Here is a 25,790-nt window from a genome sequence, read left to right as displayed (position 1 = left end):
TCAGTCAAAAATCAGAAGCGGTAACCGATTTTCATGCCATAACCGAGTGCATAATTATCTTCAAAATCACCCACGATATCTGTACCACGTTTTGCTTTAGCATCACCTAGCCAGAAGTATTTAACACCGGCTTGAATAAAATAGTTTTCAGCAGGGCTGTATTGACCACCTAAGCCCACGCTCCAGTAACCTTCAGTTGGACCAAGAGTCGTGACAGGATTACCTGCACCAGAATCGTATCCGACAGCTGCTGTACCTGACCATTTATTATTAAATTTATGACCTAGACCCACAGTTGCTGAATATTGATCATCAGAATAGTCAATTAAGTTTTGATTAATTATAGGATGCGACAGTAATTGTGGGCTAACTGCGAAATTATCCCAATGCACCCAACGTAAGTTGGCGAATGCTAAAGTATTTTGTGCAATACCTGTTTGAAGATCAATATTTACTGATTGAGGGGTAATTGCTTCTACTGGACTATTAACAATTTTACCAAATGGAAGGTTAGAGGTTTCAGTAGAAGATGCATTATGTTTGATTTCTGATCGATATGTAATCGAAGCTTTTAAAGCAATTTCAGGAATTTGATAAGCAAATCCTGCCAGCCAGCCAAAAGCTTCTTCCTGTTCAATTTTAATATTATATCCACTTAATGCTTTATAAGCTGCACCACGTAGTTTAATTTCAGCTTCTACAGTTTGCCATACTGGACCTGCATAAAAATTCCAGTTTTCTGTAGGTTGATAGCCAATTAATGCAGTTAAATTATGAGTATCTACTTCAACTGAAGTACCTTCTACTCCATCACCAAATGAACCTGCAATTGAAGAATACTTTGCATCTGCGCCAAAAGGTTGATCATAAATTAAACCAAGTGAAATTTTATCAGTCGCTTGTACTTTAATTGCTGCAGAAGGGAAATAATAGTCTTCACCCATATCACTGATTTTCTCGCCCTCTAAACCAGTGACTGTAGAAGAACCTTTTACCGTTGGATCTAAGACAGAAATACCTGCTTCTGCATAATTCCCCGGTTGTAAAAAGGCAGAAATAGACTGACCAGAACGATCTAGGCCTGCTGCCTGAACAGCAGAAAGAGGTAAAGTGCTAAGTAAAATAGCAGAATAAATTTTATTGAGCTTCATGGTACGTTCCCTGATGCCATCTGTAACAAAAATGTGCTGGAAAAGTAACATAATTTTAAAAAGAGTAAATACTCAGCTCTGTTGAAGAAATGAACTAAGGCGGTTAAATAAAAGGGTTGCTTAGAGTTTTTATACTAATTTTATTAACTCAAGTGTATGAAAAATAGGAAATTTAAATTATTAAAAATAGTGTAAAAAAACTAAAACTTTATTAATTTTAATTGATGGTAAAATAATCGAATGATATGCACGTGTATAAAAATAGAATGAGTCAATAAAAAACCACCCGAAAGTGGTTTTTTATTCAATTAGAACTTAGAAGCGGTAACCCATTTTTAAGCCATATGCGATTGCATGGTTATCTTCAAATTCACCAACATTTGGATTAGCTACGGTCAGAGCTGTTGCATCACCCAACCAGAAGTATTTCACGCCACCAGCAATAAAGGTTGCTGGAGTTGGGCTAAACTGTAGACCTAAACCAACGTTCCAATAACCTTCAGTTGGACCAAGAGTGGTCACAGGATTACCTGCACCTGTGTCGTAACCTACAGAAACATTACCCGCCCATTGCTCATTGAATTTGCGACCAACACCTGCTGTAGCTGACCATTGATCATCATTATATTCAACAAGATTTCCACCTTCTAAAGATTGTAAATAATCTTTAGCACCTTGTGCTAAAGGAGCAGCAGGACCATAATTTTCTGGATTGATACGATCTGCCTGTCCTGCTAATTGATCTAACCCTTGTCCAAATTGACTCGGGCGGATGGCAAAGCCATCCCAGTTTACCCAGCGAACATTAAGGAATGCTACTGTATTTTCCATGACACCAGATTGAAGATCTAAATTAACAGATTGAGGAGTGGTTACATTGGTTTTACCAGGAGAATAGGTGAATGGTTGAGCAGGTAATAATAAATCAGCATTACCATATCCAGGTAAAATTTGATTAATATTTTCGTTAGAACTCAACTCGTGTTCAATTTCTGAACGATATGTTAAAGAAGCTTTCAATGCGATTTCAGGAATTTGGTAAGCCAGACCTGCTAACCAACCTGTAGCACCATCTTTTTTCATAGTTGCATCATATCCGCTTAATGCTGAATATGCAGTACCGCGTAGTGATACATTGCCTTTTGCTTGTTGGTAAACAGGACCAGCGTAAATGTTCCAATTTTCAGTCGGTTGGAAACCAAAAATAGCAGTTAAATTTTCTGTAGTAACTTCTGCTGAAGTACCTTCACCTAAATCAGAAAATGCTGTGAGACCAGCATTTGGAGCAGAATATTCTGCTTCAGCACCAAATGGTTGGTCATAAAGAAGACCAAAAGAAAAATTATCAGTAACTTGGAACTTTAATGCAGCTGATGGGAAGTAATAATCACTAGCCATGTCACCTGTAGCCTGATTTGCACCTGCTCCTAATAGTGGTGAATTGGACGTAGTACCAGAAACAGATGGATCTAATACAGAAATACCTGCTTCAAAGTAATTACCTGGTTGTAAAAACGCTGCGATAGATTGACCAGAACGATCCATTGCAGCAGCGAATGCACCCGTCATTGGTACAGTTGCGAGAATCATTGCAGTAGTTAATGTTTTTAATTTCATTTACGTCTTTCCTTGAGGTACAAATTTATATCTAGCGTTGTTGTTTGCACTTATTTAATTTTTGGAGACTTCGGTTACTCAACCGCAATCATTTGTTACTCCATGTGTCAAAAATACCACAATTAAAATAAGAGTAAATGCTCTAGAGTGAAAATAAAGCATAAAAAAGCAGCTAAATAGAGTAAAAGATCTAATGATGAGCAGGAAAAACGCTGGTTAATGTGTATTTGGTTATAACTATCATAGGCTTAGGTAATGGAGAGGGAGGGAATAAAAAAATAATAAGTATTTAAATAATTCATTAGATGTTTTGTTAAATAAATCACATATTTAATAATGCGCGCCCTGCGGGACTCGAACCCACGTCGGTCACTTAGGAGGCAACTGCTCTATCCAGTTAAGCTAAGGGCGCAAAAAGAAGGGTTAATGTACTGCAAACTTAATTGAAAAAAAGTTATTGCCGCAGCAATAACTTTTTAAGAATATATACTTATATAAACTGATTAAGTATTTTTAGGCTTAAGCAACTTAAACAGAACGAACATGACCACAATCCAAACCGGAATCATTAAAATAGATTCCTGAAAACCCTGAGTCCACATGATGTAGAGAATCGTAATAATGAAACCTAAGACCAGAATATTGCCTGCTGGAGACCATAGTGCTGGGAATGAGGTCTTTTGGCCGAGCTTCTTCATGCTCTGAATGAATTTGAGATGGGTCAGCGTAATCATCGCCCAGTTCAACACTAACGCACCGACCACAATATAAATCAAGTGGCTTAATGCATCTTCAGGAACAAAGTAGTTAAGTAACACACAGCCGAAAATCAGCGCGGCAGAAAACAATACCGCAGCAATCGGAGTACCTTGTTTATTCACTTGCATGAAGACTTTAGGTGCATTTCCTTGCTGAGCCAGACCATAGAGCATACGGCTATTGGCATACATACCGCTGTTATAGACAGACAGTGCAGCCGTTAAAATAATAAAGTTCAGTAAGTGTGCTGCCCAGCCAATGCCCAGTTGACTGAAAATCATCACGAACGGACTTTTATCCAGACCACCTAGCTCAAGCTGATTCCAAGGCACCAGTGATAACAGAATCGTCAATGCACCCACATAGAAAATCAGGATACGGAACACCACCTGATTAATCGCTTTCGGAATGGTCTTCTCTGGATTTTCAGCTTCTGCTGCTGCCATACCAATCAGTTCAATCCCACCGAAGGCAAACATCAGAAAGGCCAGCATGAAGAACAGGCCTTCAAAGCCATTCGGGAAGAAACCACCTGCAGTCCACAAATTGCTGAAAGACGCAGTCGAGGAAGCATCTGCAGTCAAGATCAGATATAAACCGAAGACAATCATCGAGATAACCGCAGTCACTTTAATGATTGAAAGCCAGAATTCTGATTCACCGTAGAATTTCACATTGCCGAGGTTGACCAGGGTAATCACGATAAAGAAAAACAGTACCGATGCCCAAGCTGGAATAAAAGGCCACCAATAGTTAATATATTTCGCAACGGCAGTAAGTTCGGTCATGGCCACCAGGATATATAAAATCCAGTAGTTCCAGCCCGCAAGGAAACCGGGGAACTTGCCCCAGTATTTATAAGCAAAATGGCTGAATGAACCTGCGACAGGTTCATGAACAATCATCTCACCCAATTGACGCATGATTAAAAATGCAATCAAGCCACCAATGGCATAGCCCAAAATAATAGAAGGACCCGCAGATTGGATCACCTGTGCGGAACCTAAGAATAAGCCTGTGCCAATTGCACCGCCCATGGCGATCAACTGAATATGACGGTTCTTTAAGCCACGCTGAAGTTGTGAAGACTCGTTATTCAAAGTGTTCAGCCCGACAATGGAAAAAATAAGTATAAAGATTGTAATGGAACAAAGTTCAGAAACCTAGTGCAAGACTTTGAATGAAATATTATTATCAGATTTATAATAAAAAATTATAAAAATAAATTAAATAAAAGATAACTGAATCAATATATTAATTTTATTGACATTGTAACTGATGAGTTTCCTGTTTTTTTGCTCTGATACGAATGCTGATTTTTTATACTTAGGTCGGAGCACTGAACTTCCTTGGCTTTAAAGCGATTATACTCTTCTCATAAGTATTCCATAACTTTTACCAAAACAAAGACAAGCCAAAGGATGAAACAATTCATGAGTTTTGCAGCCCAAATCAAGATTCCTGCAACCTATATGCGTGGAGGCACCAGTAAAGGCGTTTTTTTTAAGCTGGATGATTTGCCCGCAGAAGCACAACAGGCCGGCCGGATTCGTGATCAGCTTCTGCTGCGCGTGATTGGTAGCCCAGATCCTTATGCTAAACAGATCGATGGTATGGGCGGTGCCAGTTCAAGTACCAGCAAGACCGTGATTCTGTCAAAAAGCCAGCAGGCCGATCATGATGTTGATTATTTATTTGGTCAGGTGTCAATTGACCGTCCGTTTGTGGACTGGAGTGGTAATTGCGGTAATCTCACCGCAGCAGTGGGAGCTTTTGCCATTTCTAATGATCTGATTGATAGATCACGTATTCCGGAAAATGGGCTGTGTACAGTCCGCATCTGGCAGGCCAATATTCAAAAAACCATTATTGCGCATGTACCAATGCGAAATGGTCAAGTTCAGGAGTTGGGCGATTTTGAACTGGATGGTGTGACTTTTCCGGCAGCCGAAGTACAGATCGAGTTTTTAGATCCTGCCGATGATGATGGCGAAGGCGGTTCGATGTTTCCGACAGGTAATCTGGTCGATACGCTGGAAGTTCCCAATATTGGCAGTTTTGAAGTCACCATGATTAATGCCGGCATTCCCACCGTGTTTTTGAATGCGGGAGATTTGGGTTATAACGGCACCGAGCTTCAGGATCATATGAATAATGATGCGGCAGCGCTGGCAAAGTTTGAAACCATTCGTGCTTATGCTGCGAAGCAGATGGGATTGATTCAGGACATTAGCGAAGCAGCTAACCGTCAGCACACCCCAAAAATCGCTTTTGTAGCGCCATCCAAAACTTATACCTCATCAAGTGGCAAGGTGGTTGCCGAAGCAGATGCCGATATTCTGGTTCGTGCCTTGTCTATGGGGAAACTGCATCATGCCATGATGGGCACAGCTGCGGTGGCAATTGGTACGGCGGCAGCCATTCCGGGGACTCTGGTGAATCGGGTGGCAGGCGGTGTAGAGCGTGAAGCCGTGCGTTTTGGCCATCCTTCGGGGACTTTAAGAGTCGGCGCACAAGCAAGTCAGGAAAATGGAGAGTGGAAAGTGAAAAAAGCCATCATGAGTCGCAGTGCACGTGTGTTGATGGAAGGTTGGGTACGCGTTCCTGAAGATGTTTTGCTCTAGTTTGATTTGCCGACCCATTATTTAGCCTGAGAAAATTACTGTTGTGACCATTACTGGCCAAAATTTTGACTCAGCTATCGTTGGCATGGTAGGAAGTAATAAAAGCTATCAGAGAATACGTTTAAATATCTAAACTTGTTTATATTTAGAGGTAGATATTGTCCAGCCTCATCTTTCCTTTAAAAGTTTAAATGGATTTGTGCAGGTGAAATCCTACTTTGGAAAGACCCAAGGTAGGCAAAGGTCTCTTATTGCCCATACACCACGTCCTGTGGTGATGGGTAATGTGTGGCATCCCTGCCACAGGCACTTGATAAATCCAAGCACTTCAACTCTGGGACAGTAGCGCTGTCGCGGCAGTGGTTTTATCGGCGGAACATATTTTGATATCTATTGCTGCTTTAAATCAATCCACAGATAAAGCTGAAAATTCAAGGCGATTGTAGGTACAATAGTGCTTATCAGGACAAGTGGCTCAAACTTGTTATTTTCATCCTTCCGGACTATGTATTCGAGGCAAATGTGTCATCTATTACTGACGTATCAATCCATGCATTGACTCAAGCACAACATCGTATTCAACAAGATTTACTGACAGCCCTAGATGCCTTTGCCATTCCTGAACCTTTAAAGTCGGCGGTGCATCATGCCGTGATGCTGGGAGGGAAGCGTGTTCGTCCAGCATTATGCTATGCCACAGCAGCACTAAAACCGAATCAGAATACCGCGGCGGTACGCCGTGCGGCGGTTGCGATTGAATTTATCCATTGTTATTCACTGGCACATGATGATCTGCCGTGTATGGACAATGATTTGCTGCGCCGTGGTCAGCCGACCTGCCATGTGGCTTATGGTGAAGATACCGCGCTTTTGGCAGGTGATATTCTACAGTCGATGGCCTTTGAAATTTTAGGCAGTCGTCTGTTTGATCAAGGCCCTGCGGTAGATGCTTCGATTGTGCTAAAACAAATGCAGATTCTGGCCACAGCCTCTTCGAAAATGGTCAATGGTCAGGTGTTGGATTTGCAGTCCGAAGGCAAAAAAATTGATCAGGAAGTATTAGAAACCATTCATCGTAATAAAACCGGTGCCTTGATGAGTGCTGCGATCATGATGGCGGCGGTCACAATCTTTGAAGGTACAGATCTGGCGATTCCAAAGCTGCGTGAGTTTGGACAGGCGATTGGTCTGGCCTTCCAGGTGCAGGACGATATTCTGGATATTATTTCTGATACCGAAGTGTTGGGTAAAACAGCTGGCAAGGATGAGCAGGTAGAAAAATCGACATATCCTGCCTTGATGGGGCTGGAACAGGCCAAAGCCTATGCACAGCAATTGCATGATCAGGCCTTAGCCGCACTTGCTCATTTTGATGATCAGGCGGCAGAGCTGATCTCTATCACCCAGTTTTTACTCCAGCGTAAAAATTAAAATGGCTTGAATCTGTTCATTGTTTTTATTTTGAGTAATTGTTCAGGTATTAAAAAAGCGGACTTAAAGTCCGCTTTTTTTGATCGTTAATTTTTACTTGGTTTCGTTATACAGACGTTCAGCCTGTTCAAAACGATCGGTAATTTCAGCCGTAGGTACTTTACCCATCAAGCTCACTACAATGATGGCAATGAATGAGCAGATAAAGCCCGGGATAATTTCATAGACACCTGTTGCTGCGAACAGGTTTTTCCATAAAATCACCATCACTGCACCCATAATCATACCTGCCAAGGCACCATTCAAAGTCATGCGTTTCCAGAACAGGGACAGAATGATCAGCGGGCCAAATGCAGCACCAAAACCGGCCCAGGCATAAGCGACCAGACCCAGCACTTTCGATTCAGGATTACCCGCCATCCAGATTGCCAGCAGGGCAATCAGCAGCACCATAAAACGGCCAACCCAAACCAGTTCTTTTTGAGATGCATTTTTGCGCAGGAAGGATTTATAAAAATCCTCTGTCAGCGTACTTGAGCAGACTAGAAGCTGACAGCTTAAAGTACTCATTACCGCAGCCAAAATCGCAGCCAGGACAATACCGGCAATCCATGGGTTGAACAGAATTTTGGTCAATTCCATAAATACAGTTTCAGGATTGGCATTCACCACACTGGCCAGTTCCGGATGTTGCTGGAAATAAGCAATACCAAAGAAACCGGCAGCCACGGCACCAGCTAAGCACAGGATCATCCAGGTCATACCAATACGGCGTGCATTTGGAATTGACTTGACTGAATCTGCCGCCATAAAGCGCACCAGAATATGTGGCTGACCAAAATAACCCAAGCCCCATGCCAGTAGCGACAGGATAGCCACCGTACTTAAGTCACCGACCAGATTCATGGCCTGTGGACGTGCCGTTTCAAGCGCCAGAGTGACCTGAGACATATCAGAGAAGGTCAACAGGGTCACAATTGGCGTGAGCAACAGCGCAAAGATCATCAGGCCAGCCTGAATGGTATCGGTCCAGCTGACTGCCAGGAAACCGCCAATAAATACATAACTGATGGTGGCAATGGCACTAATCCAGAGCGCCGTCGTGTAGGACATTTCAAACATGCTTTCGAACAGGCGCGCACCTGCCACCATGCCTGAGGCACAGTAAATCGCAAAGAAAATCAGAATCACAAAAGCCGATACAATACGTAAAATTTTCTTCTGGTCGTTAAAACGATTGGAAAAATAATCTGGAAGGGTCAGGGCATTGTGCTGAACTTCCGTATGTACCCGTAAGCGGCCAGCCACCAGCAACCAGTTTAACCAGGCACCAATAATCAGGCCAATGGCAATCCACATTTCCGACAAACCGGAAAGATAAATTGCACCGGGCAGGCCCATCAGCAGCCAGCCACTCATATCGGAAGCCCCAGCGGAAAGTGCAGTAACAAAACTACCTAAACGACGGCCCCCTAAAATGTAATCGGAAAAGTTTGTGGTCGCACGATAAGCCATCAGGCCGATCACCACCATGGCGACAATATAAAAAAGAAAGGTAATTAACGTTGGATTTAGGGAGCTCATACGGTATCCATTTTCGAGTTGGACAGTAATCGAATAAGGACTTATGTTGATGATAAATGCTGTGGCGAAACACAGATCTGGCATCAAAGCCCAAAGGATTTCAAAAAATAACGCGAAATTTAAGCATAAATTCCAAATCTTTGCTGAGATTTTCGTGTTTAAACGAAAAATAGGCAGCGAATACGCTGCCTATGGATTTGAAAATGAAAATTTTTACTGAGGCGGACGACCCATCACGCCTCGAATCGTGTTCAGCACGTCTGCAGGCAAGACCACCGTTTTGGCATTCGGTGATTTGGCCATATCTTGCATGGCCTTGATATATTGCTCACCGAGTAAATAGGCAACCGGAATCTCATTACTACCAATTGCCGAAGTCACCATATCAATCGCACGTTGTGAAGATTCAGCCAGAACCACCTGTGCTTCTGCATCACGGCGCGATGCTTCCAGACGACCATCCGCTTCCAGAATGGCAGCCTGTTTTTCACCATCAGCTTTGGTCACGGTCGCACGACGTTGACGTTCAGCAGCGGCCTGTTCTTCCATCGCGGTTTGCATGGTGACTGACGGTTTAATGTCCTGAATTTCAACTGTTTTCAGGGTAATACCCCAGTCCGAGATATCATCGGAAATACTGGATTTTAAACGTGCTTTAATATGATCACGTGATGATAGTGCATCATCCAGATCCATTTCACCGACAATCGAACGTAATGAGGTTTGTACCAGGTTTTGAATTGCCCAAGAATAGTTTTCAATGCCGTAGACCGCTTTTTCAGGTGTGGTCAGGTTGATATAGGCCACCGCATTCATGAGTAACACGGCATTATCGCGGGTAATCACTTCCTGTGAAGGAATATCCAGCACAATATCTTTGGTGGTGACTTTATAAGCCACTTCATCAATATACGGAATGACAAAATTCAGACCCGGATTCAGCGTCGTATGGTATTTGCCCAAGCGTTGTGCGATCCATTTATAACCTTGCGGGACAATACGTACCCCTTTAAAAATTGTAATCGCCACAAAGGCCAAAAATGCGATAACAATTATAGTTCCACCAGACATATCTTATTCACCTTTTTCATTTTGATAATGTGTGCTGTGGGGTTGAACCACCAGATCATTCCCCAGAATATCCACGACGCGAACACGGTCACCGACCTGAACCTGATCCAGAGTACGACATTCCCATTCATCTGAGCCTAAAACCGGCATCGGGAAACGTACCCGGATTTGTTCATGTTCCAGATTGGTCTGAATCACCATGCCAATTTGGCCAATAGTCGCTTCACGAGACAGGCCAGCTTTGGTTTTATCAATCGAAAGTGGCTTGATAAATTTAAACCATGCCAGCGTACAGAGGACGGATAGAGCAATCCAGGTCAGGATCTGGGTGGTCAGTCCCATCATCGGGAACATCCAGTATAAAATGCCCACTAAAATGGCGCCGATACCAAACCACAGGGCAGCAAAAGCGGGTAGAAGCAATTCCGAAAGAATCAGCAAAAAGCCTAATACAAACCAGTGCCAAGGTTCAATAACAAATTCCATATCGTGACCTATATCGCTAAGTGTTTAATTAATCATCATTATGTGATTAAGCCCAATGTAACAGATGCCGGTTCAGATGAATATAAAAAATTCGTACCTTAGAATTTCGCAGCACGTGGTGCTTTAAATGCAGCAGGGGACTGTTTGAAATCAGTAATCATTTTCTGGATGGCCCGGATTTTTAACTGTGCTGCTTTTTCACCCTCCAGAATGGTTTGATTGCTGGCCTTTAAATCCAGGGTGCCAATATGGCCAACTTTAGGCTGGATTACCACATTGGCCTGACTGAGTTCTTCATGAATACTTTGCTGTCCCATAATATTCAGGGTTTGATCCAGCACACCCCACATATTCAGGGCTTTACTAGCATCCGGACGGGCAGAAATATCGACAGCAATGACCAGATCGGCACCCATATCCTTGGCAGTTTTGACTGGAATCGGGCTGACCAGTCCACCATCGACATATTTCAGACCGCCAATGGTGGCCGGGACAAATACATTGGGAATACTGCAAGAGGCGCGCACCGCCTGTCCGGCATTGCCTTTAATAAAGTCTGCCTTGCGTCCCGTATCCAGGCGGGTCGCCACCGCAGCAAACCGTATCGGGAACTGCTCAATCGGTTTATTCGCCACATTTTTGTTGACGAAATCCTGTAACTTTTGTCCGGCAATAATCCCTTGCCGATTCAAGGTTAAATCACGGATGTCCGACTCCTTAAAGTTCAAGGCAATTTGCTGCAACTGATACGGTGATTTGCCGCTGGCATATAGACTGCCGACAAAACTGCCGGCACTTGTGCCTGTGACAATTTTCGGTTTAATGCCGTGTGACTCCAGTACCTTAATCACGCCAATATGGGCGAAGCCTTTCGCACCGCCGCCGCCAAGTGCAATTGCAATCACGGGTTCGCGGGCCTGAAGTGGTGTAGGAGTCGGTGTGGTTTTACTGGCTTTATCACATGCAGCCAGACTGAGGCCAAGACAGCCAATCAGAGCATAAGACACTAATTTCATTGTAGGAAATGATCACTAAATCATCAAAATATAGGCTATCAGAGCAAAAAAACAGGATTTTGCCTAGTCTTTTTTCAACAGCTTTTGTAAAGGCCTGGCAATCCAGTCTGGATTTTTTGCCGAAATCTTGCCTTGATAATGTGCATAAATCTGCACCAGATCATGTTCATAATCGCCCGTCGGCTGATAGACACCCAGAATATGAATGGTTTTAATATCATAATCAAAAGCCAGCATGACAATAGGCAGGCCGGCCTGATCGGCAATATGATAAAAACCACTGCGGATTTTTTCTGGCGCTTTACGTGAACCTTCGGGTGCCATACCGACCCAAATCTGGGGTTTTCGCTTGATGATTTCCACGATCTGCTGAGTATGACCTTGTGGACTATCCCGAACCACCGGAATCACCCCAACCCATTCAAGTAAGGGCTTTAATGGGGTATGGAACAGGCTGTTTTTACCAAAAATAGTGACCTTTAACCCGATAGCTAAGAGTGCAATAAAACCATGCCAGGCATCAATATTGGACGTATGTGGAGAAATAATCGCAACGGCTTTTGGTAAATTGGGAAACTCACCTTCAAGCTGCCACCCCTGCACTAAAAAGATCCGTTTAAAAAAATAACGGCTGAGTCGATTGCCTCGACTGGGTACCAAGGGAGGTAATTCTGGAAAGTGCTTTTTGGTCATGCTTAAAGTCTCTTCCTGACACATATTTTTCTTTATTTTTAATGATATTAGGCTTTTACTTTGGTTTTTTCATTGGCAAAATGTCCAGCTTGTTGAATGATTTCTGCTTCTTTTGCCTATTAAGGACCCAGCATGCCGAATATGTGGAATACTTACATTGTGTTGTTTTCCCTGTATTGGGCGCAAGGATTGCCGGTCGGATTTATGACTCATGCTTTGCCGGTGATCTTACGGGCAGAAGGAGTGTCGCTGGCACAGATCGGTGGTTTTGGCCTGCTCATGCTGCCTTGGTCAATCAAGGTGTTTTGGGCGCCATTGGTCGATCGTTATGGCTCTAAAGCTACAGGGCATTATCGAAGCTGGATTATTCCGCTGCAATTGCTCTCGGTGGCAGTGCTGATCGCCTTGTCCTTTTTGCCCATTCAGGCTTTAGATCAGCCGGTTTATCTATTGGCCTTTTTTATTGCGTTATTATTTATGAATGGGGTGGGGGCGACACAGGATATTGCCACCGATGCACTGGCAGTCAATATTCTGAAAAATGAACAGCAGCACTGGGGCAATACCTTTCAGGTGATTGGATCACGTTTGGGTTTCATTGTCGGTGGTGGTGCGATTTTACTGTTTTTAGATCTGTTGCAGTGGCAAAGCACTTTTTTGCTTTTGGCTGCACTAGTTTTTATAAACACACTGCCTGTTTTAAAATTTAAAGAGCCACAGCATCGCTCGATCGCATCTGAGCAAATTACCGCTTCCAGTAAAATAAAAATCAAAGCCTATTTTCAGTATTTTTATACACATCCAGGCTTGCGTTGCTGGTTGCTGGTATTACTGAGCTTTAAAGTCGCGGATGGGCTGTCTGGCCCTTTGCTGAAGCCTTTAATGGTCGATCTCGGTCTGAGTTTCAGCCAGATCGGCGTATATGTGACCATGCTGGGTGCAGGTGCCGCCTTGATCGGGGCCGGTTTGGCAGGTTATTGCCTGAAGTTTTTTTCGCGTCGCTCTTGTTTGATGTCTTTTTCGATTCTCAAAATACTGAGCTTAATGGCCTATGCCTGGCTGGCAGCACAATATGAAGCCCAGCTTAAAGTCGAAAACTGGCTGATTTATACTATTAATGCAGCAGAAGATCTGGTTTCGGCAATGCTCTTGGTGGTAATGCTGACGCTCATTATGCAATACAGCCGTAAGCGTCTGGCCGGGACTGATTTTACTTTTCAAGTCTCAATTATGGCGACGGTAAGTGGTGGCTTATATATGTTGAGTGGGATATTGGGGGATTATTTAGGCTATGCAAAATATCTAACCTATATTGTTTATATCAGCATAGTGCTTCTATTGCCTATCGTATTTTGGGGGAGAGTCGATCAGCAATCACAGTCATCATGAAATATGAATTAAAGCTGACTGAAAAAAAAGCAATCTATTTTAAAAGTGTGGTTAATACATATTATAGATAAAAGTATGAGATAAAAATGATTTCAAACTGATTTGAAAGTTGTTAAATTCTTGATGTTTTCAAGTAGCTTGTTGTGTAGCTAGGGTTAAAAGTGTAAGTCCAGTCAAATACATGACATGATACGTGGGCTTTTAACTCGACATATATTGCGTGAGTCGTCTTTCGAGATCATAACCAAGCTATTTCATAATTATAGATATTCCACACGGTGTAGGTTTCAGTTGAAATCACCGAACTTCCAATGCCAATGAACATGTGTTCACTATGGAGAATTTAATGAGTCAAGTTTTAACAGGAAAGTTTTTAGCTAAAGGATTAGCAGTAGCAGTAACAACATTGATGATGGGGACTGTTGCACATGCTGAAACACAAGAGCAAAAAGAAATTAAGCAGCTGCGCCAAGAAATTGAAGCATTAAAAGCATTAGTATTACAGCAGCAACAAGTTCAGCAAACTCAAGCAGTGCAAATAGAACAAGTCAAAGCAACCCCACAACAATCAGCAGCTGCACCGAAAGCCCTAAGTACAAAATCAGATACTGAAGTGAAGCTATATGGTTTCGTTCGTGGTGATGCGAACTATATTATTGAAGGTTCATCAGGTGACTTCTCTGATGTTGCAAAAACCAATGGTCAAACGAATGACAAGTTCGTTGCAACAGCAAAAACAACACGAATAGGTTTAGATTTTAAAACCAATGTTGAAGGTGCAGAAATTGGCGGTAAACTTGAAAGTGATTTTGCAGGTACTAACGATTCATTCCGTGTACGTCAAGCATATTTAACCTATAAAAATTGGTTAATTGGTCAAACACAATCTACCTTCTTGTCAAATCATGCACCGTTTATGATTGACTTCAGCACCAACGTCGGTGGGGGTACTACCCGTCTACCAATGATTCGTTATGGTTTTGATTTATCTCCTGCAACACAGTTGTTCCTGGCTGCAGAAAAGCCAAACTCAAGTGCTGGGCACAATGAGTTAAATGCGAAGGGTGAAACAGTAAGTGTTGAACATAACAAATCAAGTGCACCAACTTTGACTGCTAAATTAGTTCATAACTTTGATGATAAAAAAGGCAATGCATCTGCACGTGCTTTAGTTGAAGTTACTAAAGATGAAAGCGTTAATGACCGTAAAGCAGGTTGGGGTCTAGCTGCAGGTACAACCTATCAAGTGCTTGAGCCTTTAAAAGCGACGATTGATGTGAGCTATACGCAAGGTGTGAACGGTATTCTGTATGGTACCAACGCGAATGCAGCATTTGTACATGATGCAGATAATCGTAATATCGAACAAAATGAAATTTGGGCGGTACAAACAGGCTTAACCTACAGCATCTTACCTAACTTAAAAACATCAATAGGTTATGGTGCATTGTTTGCTGATAAAGATTCAGACTATGCAGACCTCAATGCTATTGCAAACAAAGAGGTACAACAAGCGTGGTTAAACTTGGTGTATTCACCTGTTAAACCACTTGAGTTTGGTGTTGAGTATGTCAACGGTGAGCGTAAAGACTTTAATAATGATAAATTCAAAGATAATCGTATTGGTTTAATGAGCAAATATAGCTTCTAATTGATGATATAACGCTTAATAAAAAATCCCACCACTTGGTGGGATTTTTTATATCAATACTTTAGGAGAAGATTTTCTTAATGAAGCCTAGGGATTGGTACAGACTTAGATTACAAATTCTAATTTAAACTTTGTAATCTAAAAAAAGCGGTGCTTCGGCACCGCTTTTTTATATTTGAAACTACAAAACTTAGCAATTTTAGTTCTGATGCTTAAAGTGTCAGGCTGATACCATGATTATAAACCTTAGCATTCCGTTTTTAAAACTATGACTATTCAAGCTGTTTTATTTGACCTTGATAATACCTTGACCCATCGTGATCTCACCGCACAAGCTTATAGCCGCTCTCTGGCAGAGCATTATGCTCCGGCTCTGGCACAGGTTGAACCAGAAAAAATTATCGAGATTGTACGGCGCATCGATAATGGCGGTTATCCGAAAAAGGAATTGTTGACGCACGGCAGTATCGGGGCTTCGGCGGCTTATGCCTTATTACAGGAGCTATCCTGGTTAAATCCTCCCAGTATAGAAGAGCTGGCACAGTTCTGGTTCAGCCAGTTTGGTCGTTGCGCTGTAGAAGTGCCGGATGCCAAGCAGGTACTCGAGCAGTTGAAATCCCAAGGCTATCAACTGGCGATTGTTTCCAATGGTGGACACGACACCCGTTTAAATACCATTCGGGGTTTGGGGATTGCCGGTTATTTTGATGAAATCATCAGTTCGGGATTAGTCGGCTTCAGCAAACCCCAACCAGAAATTTTCCAGATTACTGCACAACGTTTAGGCGTCTTGCCTGAACATTGTTTATATATTGGCGATCATCCGGTGAATGATATACAAGGGGCAAAAAATGCCGGAATGCATGCCTTGTGGATGCAGGGCTTTCATCCTGATGCCGAAGAAATTCAATATAAAATCCAGCAGCTACCTGAAATTTTTACGCATTTACAACGGCTGAATCAGCTTTAATTCAAGTGATGCGTAAACAATTAATCGCTTCAGCCCACTGTGCTGATTTGCAGCGAGGACATTGTTGTGCAGCTGTGGAGAGGTTTTGAACCTGACCGCAATAAATACAGGCATATAAACGGTCTGCTTTCACCTGCTCCACGATCGAACAGGTTTTAGGAAATAGTGGCAGCCCAGGCCGAACCTCATCCGATTTGAAAAACAGGATACTGAACTTACCGTCTGTTTCCAGTAAACCGGTACGCACCTGACCCAGATGTTCTACGCCTTGCTGGCGCATTTCGGCAAAGAATTCATCATGTGACATTTTGCCTTTTTTAATTTCTTCAATGACCAGCAGGCCATCTTCCACAATATAAATCGGTTTGCCTTCCAGTAGGTCTTCAAACCATTGGTATTTCATCATCAGCCAAGTGGTCAGGCGATACATCAGGATAATCACCGACATCACCAGAACTGCCTGAATCAGGGGAATATCTTCGGTAAACATCGGGTCACCGGCAATTGAGCCCAGAGCGAGAATGATCGCGACTTCAAAGATGGAAAGCTGTCGTACACCACGCTTTCCGGTCAGCCGTAAAAACAGGATAATCATGATATACATGACTATACAACGTAGCAAAATCTCTGATGCAAAGCTCCAAGTCGTATCATGAATAAAGATCGAGACCCAATCCATTAAGCTGTTCCTATATAACGCGTTGAGCTGAGTCTAGCAATGTGGCAGGTTTATTTACTGCTGTGTTTATGTAAGCTTTTGAATATAAAATATATTATTGAAAAATAGAGCGAATTTATAATCAGATTTATTTATGAAGTAGCTAGAAGTTTCATGTAAATATTGCATAAATATTCATCACTTTAATTGTGATTCAGCTCACACTTTATTCCAAGTTGGTTTAGGACACTAAAATGATTATCTTATTGAAATTTAAATAATAATTTATAAATACTCTATCTTTTCATAGGCTTAAGTGTTTGGAAATTTGTAAGTAATTCACCAAAATTAAGTAAAAATCTGTAGTTTGTGCTCTGAAAAATGAGGCAGTCATAAGCCTAAAAATTTGTTTTCTAAATGAAAAATTATTGATTACGGTTCTAAGAGGGAAAATTATTGTGAAAAAAATATTCACATTTTTAACAGTGTTTGGTTTGAGTACGGCAGGCTATGCAGATGCCAATTGGGGCTATATGCAGCCTGAACAATGGTCGAATTTAAGCCAGAAATATACTGCCTGTGATGGTGCGAATCAGTCGCCAATTAATATTGAGCGGACGGTAAAAGCACAATTGGAACCGCTGAAATTTAGTTATAACACCATGATTCACGCCATTGAAAATAAAGGTCATACCATTCAGGTGGACTTTGCCGAAGGTGGTGAGCTGGAGCTGGATGGGGAGCGTTTTGAACTGAAACAGTTCCATTTGCATAGTCCGAGTGAGAACCTGATTCAAGGTAAAAGTTATCCTTTAGAGATTCATTTTGTCCATGCCAATGCTGATGGTGAGCTGGCAGTGGTTGGCATGATGTTTGAGCAGGGGCAGGACAGCCAGATGCTAAAACAGATGTGGAAACGTTTGCCGAAAAAGCAGGGTGAAAAAGTCGTGTTAAAGACACCACAGCCTGTCAATCAGTTGCTGCCTAAAAATCTGGATTATTATCGCTTTAGTGGCTCGCTGACCACCCCACCTTGTTCAGAGGGTGTGCGCTGGCTCATTTTAAAAGAGATCCAACAGGCTTCAGCCAAACAGATTGCTGAATTTTCCAAATTAATGGGGCATCCGAATAATCGTCCGGTACAGCCATTAAATGGTCGTGTCATTGTTGAATAATCATTTTGTTTGCGCCATTTGCCTACACATTGATGGCCTGAAAAGGCAATTTAAGGTTGTAGGTGATGGCTCTTTTCAATCTGTTTAATTAACTGATGGCTCGCATCATGAATATACTGGCTATGTTGGGTCAGTAAAGCTTGATGCTTGAGCTGTTTCTGGTTTTTAGGCTGTAATAAATGTTGTTGCAGAATTTCCTCGGAATGAAACAGTTCAAATGCCAATTGATTCAGGTTTGGGTCATAAATTTGACTATGTACAAATATATGCAGTTCTTTAGAAAAGACCGGAATCAATTCCAGATATTCGGTTTCTAGCGTATGTAAGATATTTTGAGTACTTTGCTGATGTAACTGCATTTGTTCAATGAAGTCAGCACTATAACGGCGAACACGATAAAGTGTCGGCAGCATCGTGACAAAGAATTTTTGTTTTTGCATGTCTTGTAAGGCATTATCACGATTTTGTGCCAAATGATTTAAATATAAGGGCACACTAATGGCGACAAAAATTGCAAACACAGATCCTAGCGCTTGTACCCATGCAGCGAGTTCCTGATTAAAGATTAAATCTGCCTGAGTTGCCATCTGAATCTCCTTTCAGCACAGTCACAAATTAAGTTATTGTTATATTGTTTGATATTAAACAAAATTTATTTGCATAAGGTGTATATTTGTGTCGATAACTGGCATACACCTGTCTCATAAAACCGTTAAACTTAATAATCTGTCCTGCTTATTTTGAATATCATGTCTTTCAATTTAAAAACCATGATTCAGCCATTCACAGCGCTTTCGACACAGCAGAAAAAGCTGGATCGCCTGATTGATAAAATTGAACAGCAGAAGCTTGAGCTGGCACAGTGGCAGCAGGCTGAAGAAGAGATTCGACAATATACACAGCAAAATTTCATACCGGTCTATCATGAATTGCATGGTGTTTTGTTTGAGCAGCTTGAACAATTGTGGCAGCATCTGCATGAGGCAGAATTTTCCAAGGCCGAGATCGTCGTACTGGATGAAAAAATTCAATCCCTGGCGGCTTACTTAAAAGATTCACAGGCAATGTCGGTGCAGGAAGCGCATAAGGTCAATGAAATTGATAGTTACTATCAGCAGCTCAATGAACATGTCCAACACAGAAAAAATCAGAAAAAGACCAATGCATCAGAAGGGTTTTCCGAAGATCAAAATGGTATAGATCAGGCCGACACAGATGTATTTGAAGAATGGGATAGTGAACATTTTCAACAAGTACGTGAGCAAGCCAGATTAAAACGCCAGCAGGAAAAACAGGCGCAGGCAGCAGCGATGGCAGAGCAGTCATTGAAAACCGTGTATTTAAAAATTGCGGCGGCCATTCATCCTGACCGTGAAGCGAATGATGTCAAGAAAATAAAAAAGACAGAGTTGTTGCAACATGCCAATCAGGCTTATGAAAAGCAGGATTTATTTGCTTTATTGAAAATGCAGCTTCAGATTGAACAAGACCGAGATCCTTCGCAAAAGAGTTTAACTGCAGAGCAAGTCAAGCTGTATCAACTGGCTTTGGATGTGCAGAGCCAGAAGTTACAAGAGCAGATCGATGTATTGATCAATCGATTGGTCTGGTCATCGAAAACCAGAATTGCAGTCAAAAAAGCGAAGGGTAAGGTTCAAATTGCTGACTTGTATAAGCAGATTGATGAAGATACTTCTACTATCAAGCAGCAAATCAAAGTAGAAAAAGAACGCCTGATGTATATCAAAAAGGTGAAAGGATTAGAGATGTTTTTAAGGCATGGGATGCTTTAATTTAAATAGAATCATTGCGTTCAAAAAAAAGCGCAAGTGATGAGCACCCTGAGAATTATACTGAGGGTACAAGGGACAGGGAAAATAACAATGAAAATAGATCCCCAATTATTAGAATTCGCCAAATCTATGCGCCACACCGCCACTGATGCAGAACACCTGATGTGGCAACTCCTACGTGCCAAGCGATTTATGAATCTTAAATTTCGTCGTCAGCATGTGATCAAACCTTATATCGTGGATTTTTACTGTCATGAGCTTGGTTTGGTGATTGAGTTGGATGGTAGTCAGCATGCAATAGATGATGCAATTGAATACGATGCTGAACGTACTAAGTTTTTAGAGGCTTTGGGGTTAACTGTTGTGCGGTATTGGAATCATGATGTGTTGGGGCGGACGGATGTGGTTTTAGAACATTTATGGAATGTATGCTTTGAACTGAAAATAAATTAATAATAGAAGCCCCTTCTCCCTCTGGGAGAAGGCTAGGGTGAGGGCAGAATTTATAATGACAAAAATTAAAAGCACCTCTCCCTAACCCTCTCCTAAAAGGAGAGGAAACACCATTGTGAAATCCATGCAATCATTAAATCAAATGAAGCTCCCTCTCCCTATGGGAGAGGGTTGGGGAGAGGGTTGTAAGCAAGTTGTGAAGATGCTAATAATAGTTGCGTGAAATTAATAAGTTAAAAGAATATGAGTGATTGGAATATATTTCTTGAAAATATAAAAACTGCGGAACAGGAATTAGGTAACCCGGCTGAAATTTGGTATAGAGGGCAATCCAAGTGCGAATGGACGTTAGAGCCAAGTCTAGTAAGAGTTGATAGTTGGGAATCAAAAGAAAAACTTCTTTTTGATGAATTTAAACGTTTATCAGTAGGGGTCTTCGAGAAAAGATCAAATGATTGGGATACATTATTTGATATGCAACATTATTGGATTCCAACGCGTTTATTAGATTGGACAACAGTTTTAGGCGTCGCATTAGCTTTTATTTTACATTCTGATTATTCGAATGATACAGATAGTGCAATTTATGTATTAGATCCATTCGCATTAAATCGTTTAAGTGGTCGTCACGAAATTATTGGTCTTCCAGAAGATGCATCATTTGAATATAAAAAAACATATTGGGAAAATCGACCTGTGAAAATTGAAAAACCTTTAGCAATACAACCTAATTATATTAGTGACAGATTGAAAGCTCAGGCTGGAAGATTCACAGTATTTGGGACAGCAGGTGGAAATTTTGAGAAAACTGCAACAGATTGTTTTCGTAAAATTATTTTGCCTGCTTCAGCTAAAGCTGAAGCTAGAATTTTCTTAAAGTGGGCAAATTTAAACGAATTTACTATTTATCCTGATATGGTTGGTATAGCCAATCATATTAAAACCAAAATTTTTTAGGTGTGATATGAAGTTAGAAAAAAAAGATCGCTTGATCTTGATTAACCAATATAAAATTTTAGCAAAATTGGATGTAAATGATGCTACTTATTATAAAGAGTTAATCCAGATTCTAGAAAATGGCTATGAAATTTTCTATTCGTTATTAGATCAATGGATAGATGATGAGATACCAGTAGAAAAAAGTCGTTTTGTGCTCAATATTCTGGATTTATATAGAGCAATTGAAGATTTAAAAAGAAAAACTAAAGATTCGCGATTGCTACAACATTCCTATGGAAACTTTAAAGGTTTTGATGGTAATAATGAGTCAGAATATCTTGGTTTCACAAGATTTTTAATTGAAATACAAGGTAAGTTTCAAGAGCAAAAACAATATTATTATGAGAATGATCATCTAAATAGCCATTGTCCAATGATTCATAAATACGAAAGAATGTTAGCGAAAGTTAAAGAAGGTGAAATTAGTATTTGGCAGATGAGTACTGAGCAAGCTTTAAGTATATTGGATGCATAAAAAATCCCCTCACTAAGAGGGGATTTTTGAATCAATCTAACAACGCATTAAAGCGCAGCAATTTGCTCCATATTCGCTTTAATTTTCGCTAACTGATCAGCAAACTCAGCAAGTTTTACTTTCTCGCCTTCAACAACCGCAGCAGGCGCTTTCGCCACAAAACCTTCATTGCCAAGTTTAGTTGCAATTTGGTCATGCTGTTTTTGAACCTTGTCTAAGTCTTTTTGTAGACGACCCAATTCCGCTTTAGGGTCAATTAAGCCCTTCATTGGAACGAATACAGACACATGACCCACTACAGATGAAGAAGACAATGGCGGTTGTTCACCGTCCGCAAGGAAAGTAATGCTCTCAACTTTAGCCAACGCAGTGAATAACGCTTCAATACGTGTGATCTGCGCTTTTTCAGCATCAGTCGTGTTTTGAAGAAGAACAGGCAACAAGCGAGCATTACCTAGACCCATCTCACCACGGATGTTACGTACCGCACCAATCAAACCTTGCAGCCATTGCATATCTGCTTCAGCTTGTTCGTTAATCAATGCTTGGTCAGCAACAGGGTACTGTGCAAGCATAATCGTTTCGCCAGAAATGTTCAGCTTCGGCGCAAGCGTTTGCCAAATTTCTTCTGTCAAGTAAGGCATCAACGGATGTGCCAAACGTAAAGACGCTTCCATGATAGCAAGAAGAACACGGCGGATTTCAGCTTTACGTTCTACCGAGATATTTTCATCATTCAGAACAGGCTTAGTCAGCTCTACATACCAGTCACAGTATTCATTCCAAATGAACTCGTAAATCGCTTGTGCAGCCAAGTCTAAACGATACGTTGCAAATGCTGTTTGCACTGCTTGTTCTGCTTTTTGTAGACGGCTTACAATCCACTGTTCAGGCAATTCCCAAAGGTCTTGACGAACTTCTTGACCAATCACTTGTTCTTCGCAGTTCATCATCACGAAACGGGTTGCGTTCCAGATTTTGTTCGCGAAGTTACGGTAACCTTCAACACGCTTCATGTCGAACTTGATGTCACGACCGGTGTTGGCAAGCGCACAGAATGTGAAACGAACCGCATCTGTACCGTAAGATTGAATACCTTCAGGGAATTCTTTACGCGTTGATTTTTCAATCTTTGCTGCCTGTTTCGGGTTCATCAAACCAGTGGTACGTTTTTGTACTAAAGTTTCAAGATCAACACCGTCAATCAAGTCTAATGGGTCAAGCACGTTCCCCTTAGATTTAGACATTTTCTGACCTTCGCCATCACGTACCAAACCGTGTACATACACAGTTTTAAACGGTACTTGTGGTGTGCCATCTTCATTCTTCATGAAGTGCATGGTCATCATGATCATGCGGGCAACCCAGAAGAAGATGATGTCAAAACCAGTCACAAGTACATCAGTCGGGTGGAAAGTATTTAAGAAATAGTTTTCTTTATCTTTGGCTTCATCGCCAGTCCAACCTAAAGTTGAGAACGTCCAAAGACCCGATGAGAACCATGTATCGAGTACGTCTTCGTCTTGGTCTAATTGAACATCAGCAGGGATGCCGTTTTTCTCACGAACTTCGGCTTCATCACGGCCTACAAATACGTTGCCTTCAGCATCGTACCAAGCAGGAATACGGTGACCCCACCACAATTGACGCGAGATACACCAGTCTTGGATGTTGTTCATCCACGCCATGTACATGTTGCTGTATTGCTCAGGAACGAATTTAATCTCGCCATCTTTAACCGCTTTAATTGCAGGCTCAGCAAGCGGTGCAATTTTCACATACCATTGATCCGTCAGTAACGGCTCAACGATGACCCCTGAACGGTCACCGCGAGGTAGTTTAAGCGTATACGGTTGGATTTGCTCTAACCAGCCTTCAGCTTCAGCTTGTTCAACTAATTTTTTACGTGCTTCAAAACGATCTAAGCCCACATATTCCGCAGGTGCAGGAATGGTTTTAGAGATTTGCTCCCCGGCTTTCGCGATGTATTCAAACTCAGCCAACACTTCAGCATTTTTGTTGAAGATATTGATGATTGGCAATTCGCAACGTTTACCCACTTCATAGTCATTGAAGTCGTGTGCAGGGGTGATTTTTACACAGCCTGTACCGAATTCTTTATCGACATATTCATCTTTAACGATTGGAACCGCACGACCAGTGATTGGCAGGATAATATTTTTACCCACCAAATCTGCATAGCGTTCATCATCAAGCGCAACGGCAACAGCTGTATCACCCAACAATGTTTCAGGACGCGTCGTTGCCACAACGATATAATCTTTACCATCGTGTGTGCGTAGTGACTTATCTTCAAAGAAGTATTTGAAATGCCACAATGAACCTGCTTCTTCTTTATCAGACTCAACTTCCAGGTCAGAAAGCGCAGTTTGGAGTTTTGGATCCCAGTTCACCAGACGTTTGCCGCGGTAGATCAGACCTTCTTCGTGAAGTTTTACAAACACTTCTTTTACAGCATTTGATAAACCATCATCCATGGTGAAGCGTTCACGAGACCAGTCTACAGAAGAACCCAAACGACGAATTTGACGGGTGATGTTACCGCCAGATTGTTCTTTCCATTCCCAGACTTTTTCGATGAACTTTTCACGGCCCAAGTCATGACGGCTAATGCCTTCTGCACCAAGCTGACGTTCTACCACCATTTGGGTGGCAATACCGGCGTGGTCAGTACCCGGTTGCCAAAGCGTATTTTTACCTGACATACGGTTATAACGGGTCAATGCATCCATGATGGCATTGTTAAAACCATGACCCATGTGCAAGTTACCAGTGACGTTTGGCGGCGGAATCATGATACAGAATGATTCGCCTTTTTCAGAGGGCTTGAAGTAGCCGCGCTCTTCCCAAGTTTGGTACCATTTTTTCTCGATCTCGGTCGGATCGTAGGTTGTCGCGATATTTTGCGCTGAATCAGTCATAGTCTAAACAGATCAAAAGTAGATGAAAAATTGGATCTATTGTAGCAAAAAAAATAGTGGATGCGGCAGCTTAACCAAATGCAAACTTTAGACAATTGGCATGCAGAGCAACTCGTCGTATGATGCAAAGATAAAAAACGCGACTCATCGCAGAAGATTAAAAAGGATAACAAGATGAGCTATAGCATTTCCCTGAAGATCCAGCCTGAAACCCATCAGCGCTTTATCGACCTTCATTCTAGATTAAATGCCGGTGATCCAGACAGTCTGGCTAAACCGCTCGGTGAAAATCTGGCCGATATGGCCTGTGAAATTATTGACCAGATTTTTGGTCAGATGGTGCAGATCGCGAAATCTCCCGACAGTGAATCTGAAAAAGTGATTCAGCACATTATTGAGACGACACGTAAATATATGCCTTGGTCGGTTTCCTTATTTGGCAATGAACGGCTCATGCCCATGGTGAATTATCTGCATCGCATGACCTATACGCATGACGGCGATGTTTTTGTGCGTTATCCGGTGGAAAAGATGCTGGTGATGGAGTTACTGGGTTGTGTGGATCAGATGAAAACCGGCAATCATCAATATGTCTCGCCGGCACTCAAAGCCTTTACCCAGGTCGTTGATCAGGGCGTGACCTGTCTGATCCGTGAACCGAAAAACCTGTTGAAGTTTAATGTTGTGGTCGATAAAACCTTAAATGGGGTGATTCACCTAACCACCCAGCTCGGCTATAAACGTTTTGATAAACTCGGTAATATCTATGATGCTGATACGATGCGTTATTATTTCGAGCATTTACTGGCATTTCTGGAAGATGAAAGGCCGCACCATATTTATTAAAACAAAG

The 25,790-nt window shown here is 41.8% G+C and carries 22 protein-coding genes and 1 tRNA gene; 11 read left to right on the top strand and 12 right to left on the bottom strand.

The genetic code is table 11. The features are described 5' to 3' along the window. Positions 1-11: 11 nt before the first annotated feature. From CWI32_RS01115 to CWI32_RS01100, 4 genes are all read right to left on the bottom strand, one after another. Complete coding sequence (locus tag CWI32_RS01115) at positions 12-1,151, bottom strand: OmpP1/FadL family transporter (protein WP_100534441.1); 1,140 nt, start codon at positions 1,149-1,151, stop codon at positions 12-14. 315 nt (positions 1,152-1,466) lie between these two features. Further along, on the bottom strand, positions 1,467-2,768 hold the full coding sequence (locus CWI32_RS01110; protein ID WP_100534440.1) for an OmpP1/FadL family transporter: 1,302 nt from the start codon (positions 2,766-2,768) through the stop codon (positions 1,467-1,469). A gap of 339 nt (positions 2,769-3,107) precedes the next feature. Further along, a tRNA-Arg gene (locus tag CWI32_RS01105) sits at positions 3,108-3,180 on the bottom strand. 91 nt (positions 3,181-3,271) lie between these two features. Then, the gene (locus tag CWI32_RS01100; protein ID WP_074383119.1) at positions 3,272-4,627 is read right to left on the bottom strand and encodes an amino acid permease; all 1,356 of its coding nucleotides are present in this window, start codon (positions 4,625-4,627) and stop codon (positions 3,272-3,274) included. Positions 4,628-4,960: 333 nt separating this feature from the next. Here CWI32_RS01100 and prpF point away from each other — a divergent pair, with 333 nt between their 5' ends. Then, positions 4,961-6,151 (top strand): 2-methylaconitate cis-trans isomerase PrpF, encoded by a 1,191-nt coding sequence (gene prpF / locus CWI32_RS01095; RefSeq protein WP_100534439.1) that lies wholly within the window; start codon positions 4,961-4,963, stop codon positions 6,149-6,151. Positions 6,152-6,673: 522 nt separating this feature from the next. Next, positions 6,674-7,582 (top strand): polyprenyl synthetase family protein, encoded by a 909-nt coding sequence (locus tag CWI32_RS01090; RefSeq protein ID WP_074383117.1) that lies wholly within the window; start codon positions 6,674-6,676, stop codon positions 7,580-7,582. A 93-nt stretch (positions 7,583-7,675) separates the two neighbouring features. Here CWI32_RS01090 and putP read toward each other — a convergent pair whose 3' ends face one another. The 5 genes from putP to CWI32_RS01065 form a co-directional block, all read right to left on the bottom strand. After that, positions 7,676-9,166, bottom strand: coding sequence for a sodium/proline symporter PutP (gene putP, locus CWI32_RS01085; protein WP_005096195.1), 1,491 nt, complete (start codon positions 9,164-9,166; stop codon positions 7,676-7,678). Positions 9,167-9,379: 213 nt separating this feature from the next. Beyond that, positions 9,380-10,237, bottom strand: a complete 858-nt coding sequence (locus tag CWI32_RS01080) for an SPFH domain-containing protein (protein ID WP_005096199.1) — start codon at positions 10,235-10,237, stop codon at positions 9,380-9,382. A 3-nt stretch (positions 10,238-10,240) separates the two neighbouring features. Beyond that, the gene (locus CWI32_RS01075) at positions 10,241-10,723 is read right to left on the bottom strand and encodes an NfeD family protein (RefSeq protein WP_100534438.1); all 483 of its coding nucleotides are present in this window, start codon (positions 10,721-10,723) and stop codon (positions 10,241-10,243) included. Positions 10,724-10,821: 98 nt separating this feature from the next. Further along, the gene (locus tag CWI32_RS01070) at positions 10,822-11,739 is read right to left on the bottom strand and encodes a patatin-like phospholipase family protein (protein ID WP_005096202.1); all 918 of its coding nucleotides are present in this window, start codon (positions 11,737-11,739) and stop codon (positions 10,822-10,824) included. Between the two features lie 63 nt (positions 11,740-11,802). After that, positions 11,803-12,432, bottom strand: coding sequence for a 1-acyl-sn-glycerol-3-phosphate acyltransferase (locus CWI32_RS01065; RefSeq protein ID WP_100357282.1), 630 nt, complete (start codon positions 12,430-12,432; stop codon positions 11,803-11,805). A 141-nt stretch (positions 12,433-12,573) separates the two neighbouring features. Between CWI32_RS01065 and CWI32_RS01060 the strand changes: the two genes are divergently transcribed. The 3 genes from CWI32_RS01060 to CWI32_RS01050 all read left to right on the top strand — a co-directional run bounded on the left by CWI32_RS01060 (position 12,574) and on the right by CWI32_RS01050 (position 16,442). Beyond that, entirely contained in the window at positions 12,574-13,821 is a 1,248-nt protein-coding gene (locus CWI32_RS01060) for an MFS transporter (protein WP_100534743.1), read from the top strand. Between the two features lie 346 nt (positions 13,822-14,167). Then, positions 14,168-15,472 carry a DcaP family trimeric outer membrane transporter gene (locus CWI32_RS01055; protein WP_100534437.1) on the top strand — a complete coding sequence of 435 codons (1,305 nt, stop codon included), beginning with the start codon at positions 14,168-14,170 and terminating at the stop codon, positions 15,470-15,472. Between the two features lie 268 nt (positions 15,473-15,740). Next, on the top strand, positions 15,741-16,442 hold the full coding sequence (locus CWI32_RS01050) for an HAD family hydrolase (RefSeq protein WP_100534436.1): 702 nt from the start codon (positions 15,741-15,743) through the stop codon (positions 16,440-16,442). A 1-nt stretch (position 16,443) separates the two neighbouring features. Here CWI32_RS01050 and CWI32_RS01045 read toward each other — a convergent pair whose 3' ends face one another. Further along, positions 16,444-17,121, bottom strand: coding sequence for a DUF421 domain-containing protein (locus tag CWI32_RS01045; protein WP_100355307.1), 678 nt, complete (start codon positions 17,119-17,121; stop codon positions 16,444-16,446). A 437-nt stretch (positions 17,122-17,558) separates the two neighbouring features. Here CWI32_RS01045 and CWI32_RS01040 point away from each other — a divergent pair, with 437 nt between their 5' ends. Then, a complete protein-coding gene (locus CWI32_RS01040) occupies positions 17,559-18,275 on the top strand; it encodes a carbonic anhydrase (protein ID WP_100534435.1) in 717 nt (238 codons plus the stop codon). A 50-nt stretch (positions 18,276-18,325) separates the two neighbouring features. Here the strand turns inward: CWI32_RS01040 and CWI32_RS01035 are convergent, their stop codons facing one another. Continuing rightward, positions 18,326-18,862 carry a hypothetical protein gene (locus CWI32_RS01035; RefSeq protein ID WP_100534434.1) on the bottom strand — a complete coding sequence of 179 codons (537 nt, stop codon included), beginning with the start codon at positions 18,860-18,862 and terminating at the stop codon, positions 18,326-18,328. 162 nt (positions 18,863-19,024) lie between these two features. On the opposite strand from CWI32_RS01035, the gene CWI32_RS01030 reads away from it, so the two are divergent. The 4 genes from CWI32_RS01030 (at position 19,025) to CWI32_RS01015 (ending at position 21,995) form a co-directional block, all read left to right on the top strand. Further along, a complete protein-coding gene (locus CWI32_RS01030) occupies positions 19,025-20,068 on the top strand; it encodes a molecular chaperone DnaJ (protein WP_100534433.1) in 1,044 nt (347 codons plus the stop codon). 90 nt (positions 20,069-20,158) lie between these two features. Next, a complete protein-coding gene (locus CWI32_RS01025) occupies positions 20,159-20,521 on the top strand; it encodes an endonuclease domain-containing protein (RefSeq protein ID WP_100357274.1) in 363 nt (120 codons plus the stop codon). Between the two features lie 243 nt (positions 20,522-20,764). Further along, on the top strand, positions 20,765-21,478 hold the full coding sequence (locus CWI32_RS01020; protein WP_100534432.1) for an FRG domain-containing protein: 714 nt from the start codon (positions 20,765-20,767) through the stop codon (positions 21,476-21,478). A 7-nt stretch (positions 21,479-21,485) separates the two neighbouring features. Then, entirely contained in the window at positions 21,486-21,995 is a 510-nt protein-coding gene (locus CWI32_RS01015) for a YfbU family protein (RefSeq protein WP_100357272.1), read from the top strand. Between the two features lie 47 nt (positions 21,996-22,042). Here CWI32_RS01015 and CWI32_RS01010 read toward each other — a convergent pair whose 3' ends face one another. Beyond that, the gene (locus tag CWI32_RS01010) at positions 22,043-24,937 is read right to left on the bottom strand and encodes a valine--tRNA ligase (RefSeq protein ID WP_100534431.1); all 2,895 of its coding nucleotides are present in this window, start codon (positions 24,935-24,937) and stop codon (positions 22,043-22,045) included. 174 nt (positions 24,938-25,111) lie between these two features. Here CWI32_RS01010 and CWI32_RS01005 point away from each other — a divergent pair, with 174 nt between their 5' ends. Beyond that, positions 25,112-25,783 carry a hypothetical protein gene (locus CWI32_RS01005; RefSeq protein WP_100534430.1) on the top strand — a complete coding sequence of 224 codons (672 nt, stop codon included), beginning with the start codon at positions 25,112-25,114 and terminating at the stop codon, positions 25,781-25,783. Positions 25,784-25,790 lie beyond the last annotated feature (7 nt).

This window comes from Acinetobacter pseudolwoffii, from assembly GCF_002803605.1.
Taxonomy (GTDB): Bacteria; Pseudomonadota; Gammaproteobacteria; order Pseudomonadales; family Moraxellaceae; genus Acinetobacter; species Acinetobacter pseudolwoffii.
Note: the sequence above shows the minus strand (reverse complement) of the source record. Positions and strands in the feature narration are given on the sequence as shown.

What these genes read in the sequence shown, in the direction of transcription:
- CWI32_RS01075 (WP_100534438.1), bottom strand. Translation starts at nt 10,723, where the DNA reads ATGGAATTTGTTATTGAACCTTGGCACTGGTTTGTATTAGGCTTTTTG.
- putP (WP_005096195.1), bottom strand. Translation starts at nt 9,166, where the DNA reads ATGAGCTCCCTAAATCCAACGTTAATTACCTTTCTTTTTTATATTGTC.
- CWI32_RS01080 (WP_005096199.1), bottom strand. Translation starts at nt 10,237, where the DNA reads ATGTCTGGTGGAACTATAATTGTTATCGCATTTTTGGCCTTTGTGGCG.
- CWI32_RS01015 (WP_100357272.1), top strand. Translation starts at nt 21,486, where the DNA reads ATGAAGTTAGAAAAAAAAGATCGCTTGATCTTGATTAACCAATATAAA.
- CWI32_RS01070 (WP_005096202.1), bottom strand. Translation starts at nt 11,739, where the DNA reads ATGAAATTAGTGTCTTATGCTCTGATTGGCTGTCTTGGCCTCAGTCTG.
- prpF (WP_100534439.1), top strand. Translation starts at nt 4,961, where the DNA reads ATGAGTTTTGCAGCCCAAATCAAGATTCCTGCAACCTATATGCGTGGA.
- CWI32_RS01050 (WP_100534436.1), top strand. Translation starts at nt 15,741, where the DNA reads ATGACTATTCAAGCTGTTTTATTTGACCTTGATAATACCTTGACCCAT.
- CWI32_RS01020 (WP_100534432.1), top strand. Translation starts at nt 20,765, where the DNA reads ATGAGTGATTGGAATATATTTCTTGAAAATATAAAAACTGCGGAACAG.
- CWI32_RS01055 (WP_100534437.1), top strand. Translation starts at nt 14,168, where the DNA reads ATGAGTCAAGTTTTAACAGGAAAGTTTTTAGCTAAAGGATTAGCAGTA.
- CWI32_RS01030 (WP_100534433.1), top strand. Translation starts at nt 19,025, where the DNA reads ATGTCTTTCAATTTAAAAACCATGATTCAGCCATTCACAGCGCTTTCG.
- CWI32_RS01010 (WP_100534431.1), bottom strand. Translation starts at nt 24,937, where the DNA reads ATGACTGATTCAGCGCAAAATATCGCGACAACCTACGATCCGACCGAG.
- CWI32_RS01060 (WP_100534743.1), top strand. Translation starts at nt 12,574, where the DNA reads ATGTGGAATACTTACATTGTGTTGTTTTCCCTGTATTGGGCGCAAGGA.
- CWI32_RS01110 (WP_100534440.1), bottom strand. Translation starts at nt 2,768, where the DNA reads ATGAAATTAAAAACATTAACTACTGCAATGATTCTCGCAACTGTACCA.
- CWI32_RS01025 (WP_100357274.1), top strand. Translation starts at nt 20,159, where the DNA reads ATGAAAATAGATCCCCAATTATTAGAATTCGCCAAATCTATGCGCCAC.
- CWI32_RS01005 (WP_100534430.1), top strand. Translation starts at nt 25,112, where the DNA reads ATGAGCTATAGCATTTCCCTGAAGATCCAGCCTGAAACCCATCAGCGC.
- CWI32_RS01115 (WP_100534441.1), bottom strand. Translation starts at nt 1,151, where the DNA reads ATGAAGCTCAATAAAATTTATTCTGCTATTTTACTTAGCACTTTACCT.
- CWI32_RS01065 (WP_100357282.1), bottom strand. Translation starts at nt 12,432, where the DNA reads ATGACCAAAAAGCACTTTCCAGAATTACCTCCCTTGGTACCCAGTCGA.
- CWI32_RS01045 (WP_100355307.1), bottom strand. Translation starts at nt 17,121, where the DNA reads ATGGATTGGGTCTCGATCTTTATTCATGATACGACTTGGAGCTTTGCA.
- CWI32_RS01035 (WP_100534434.1), bottom strand. Translation starts at nt 18,862, where the DNA reads ATGGCAACTCAGGCAGATTTAATCTTTAATCAGGAACTCGCTGCATGG.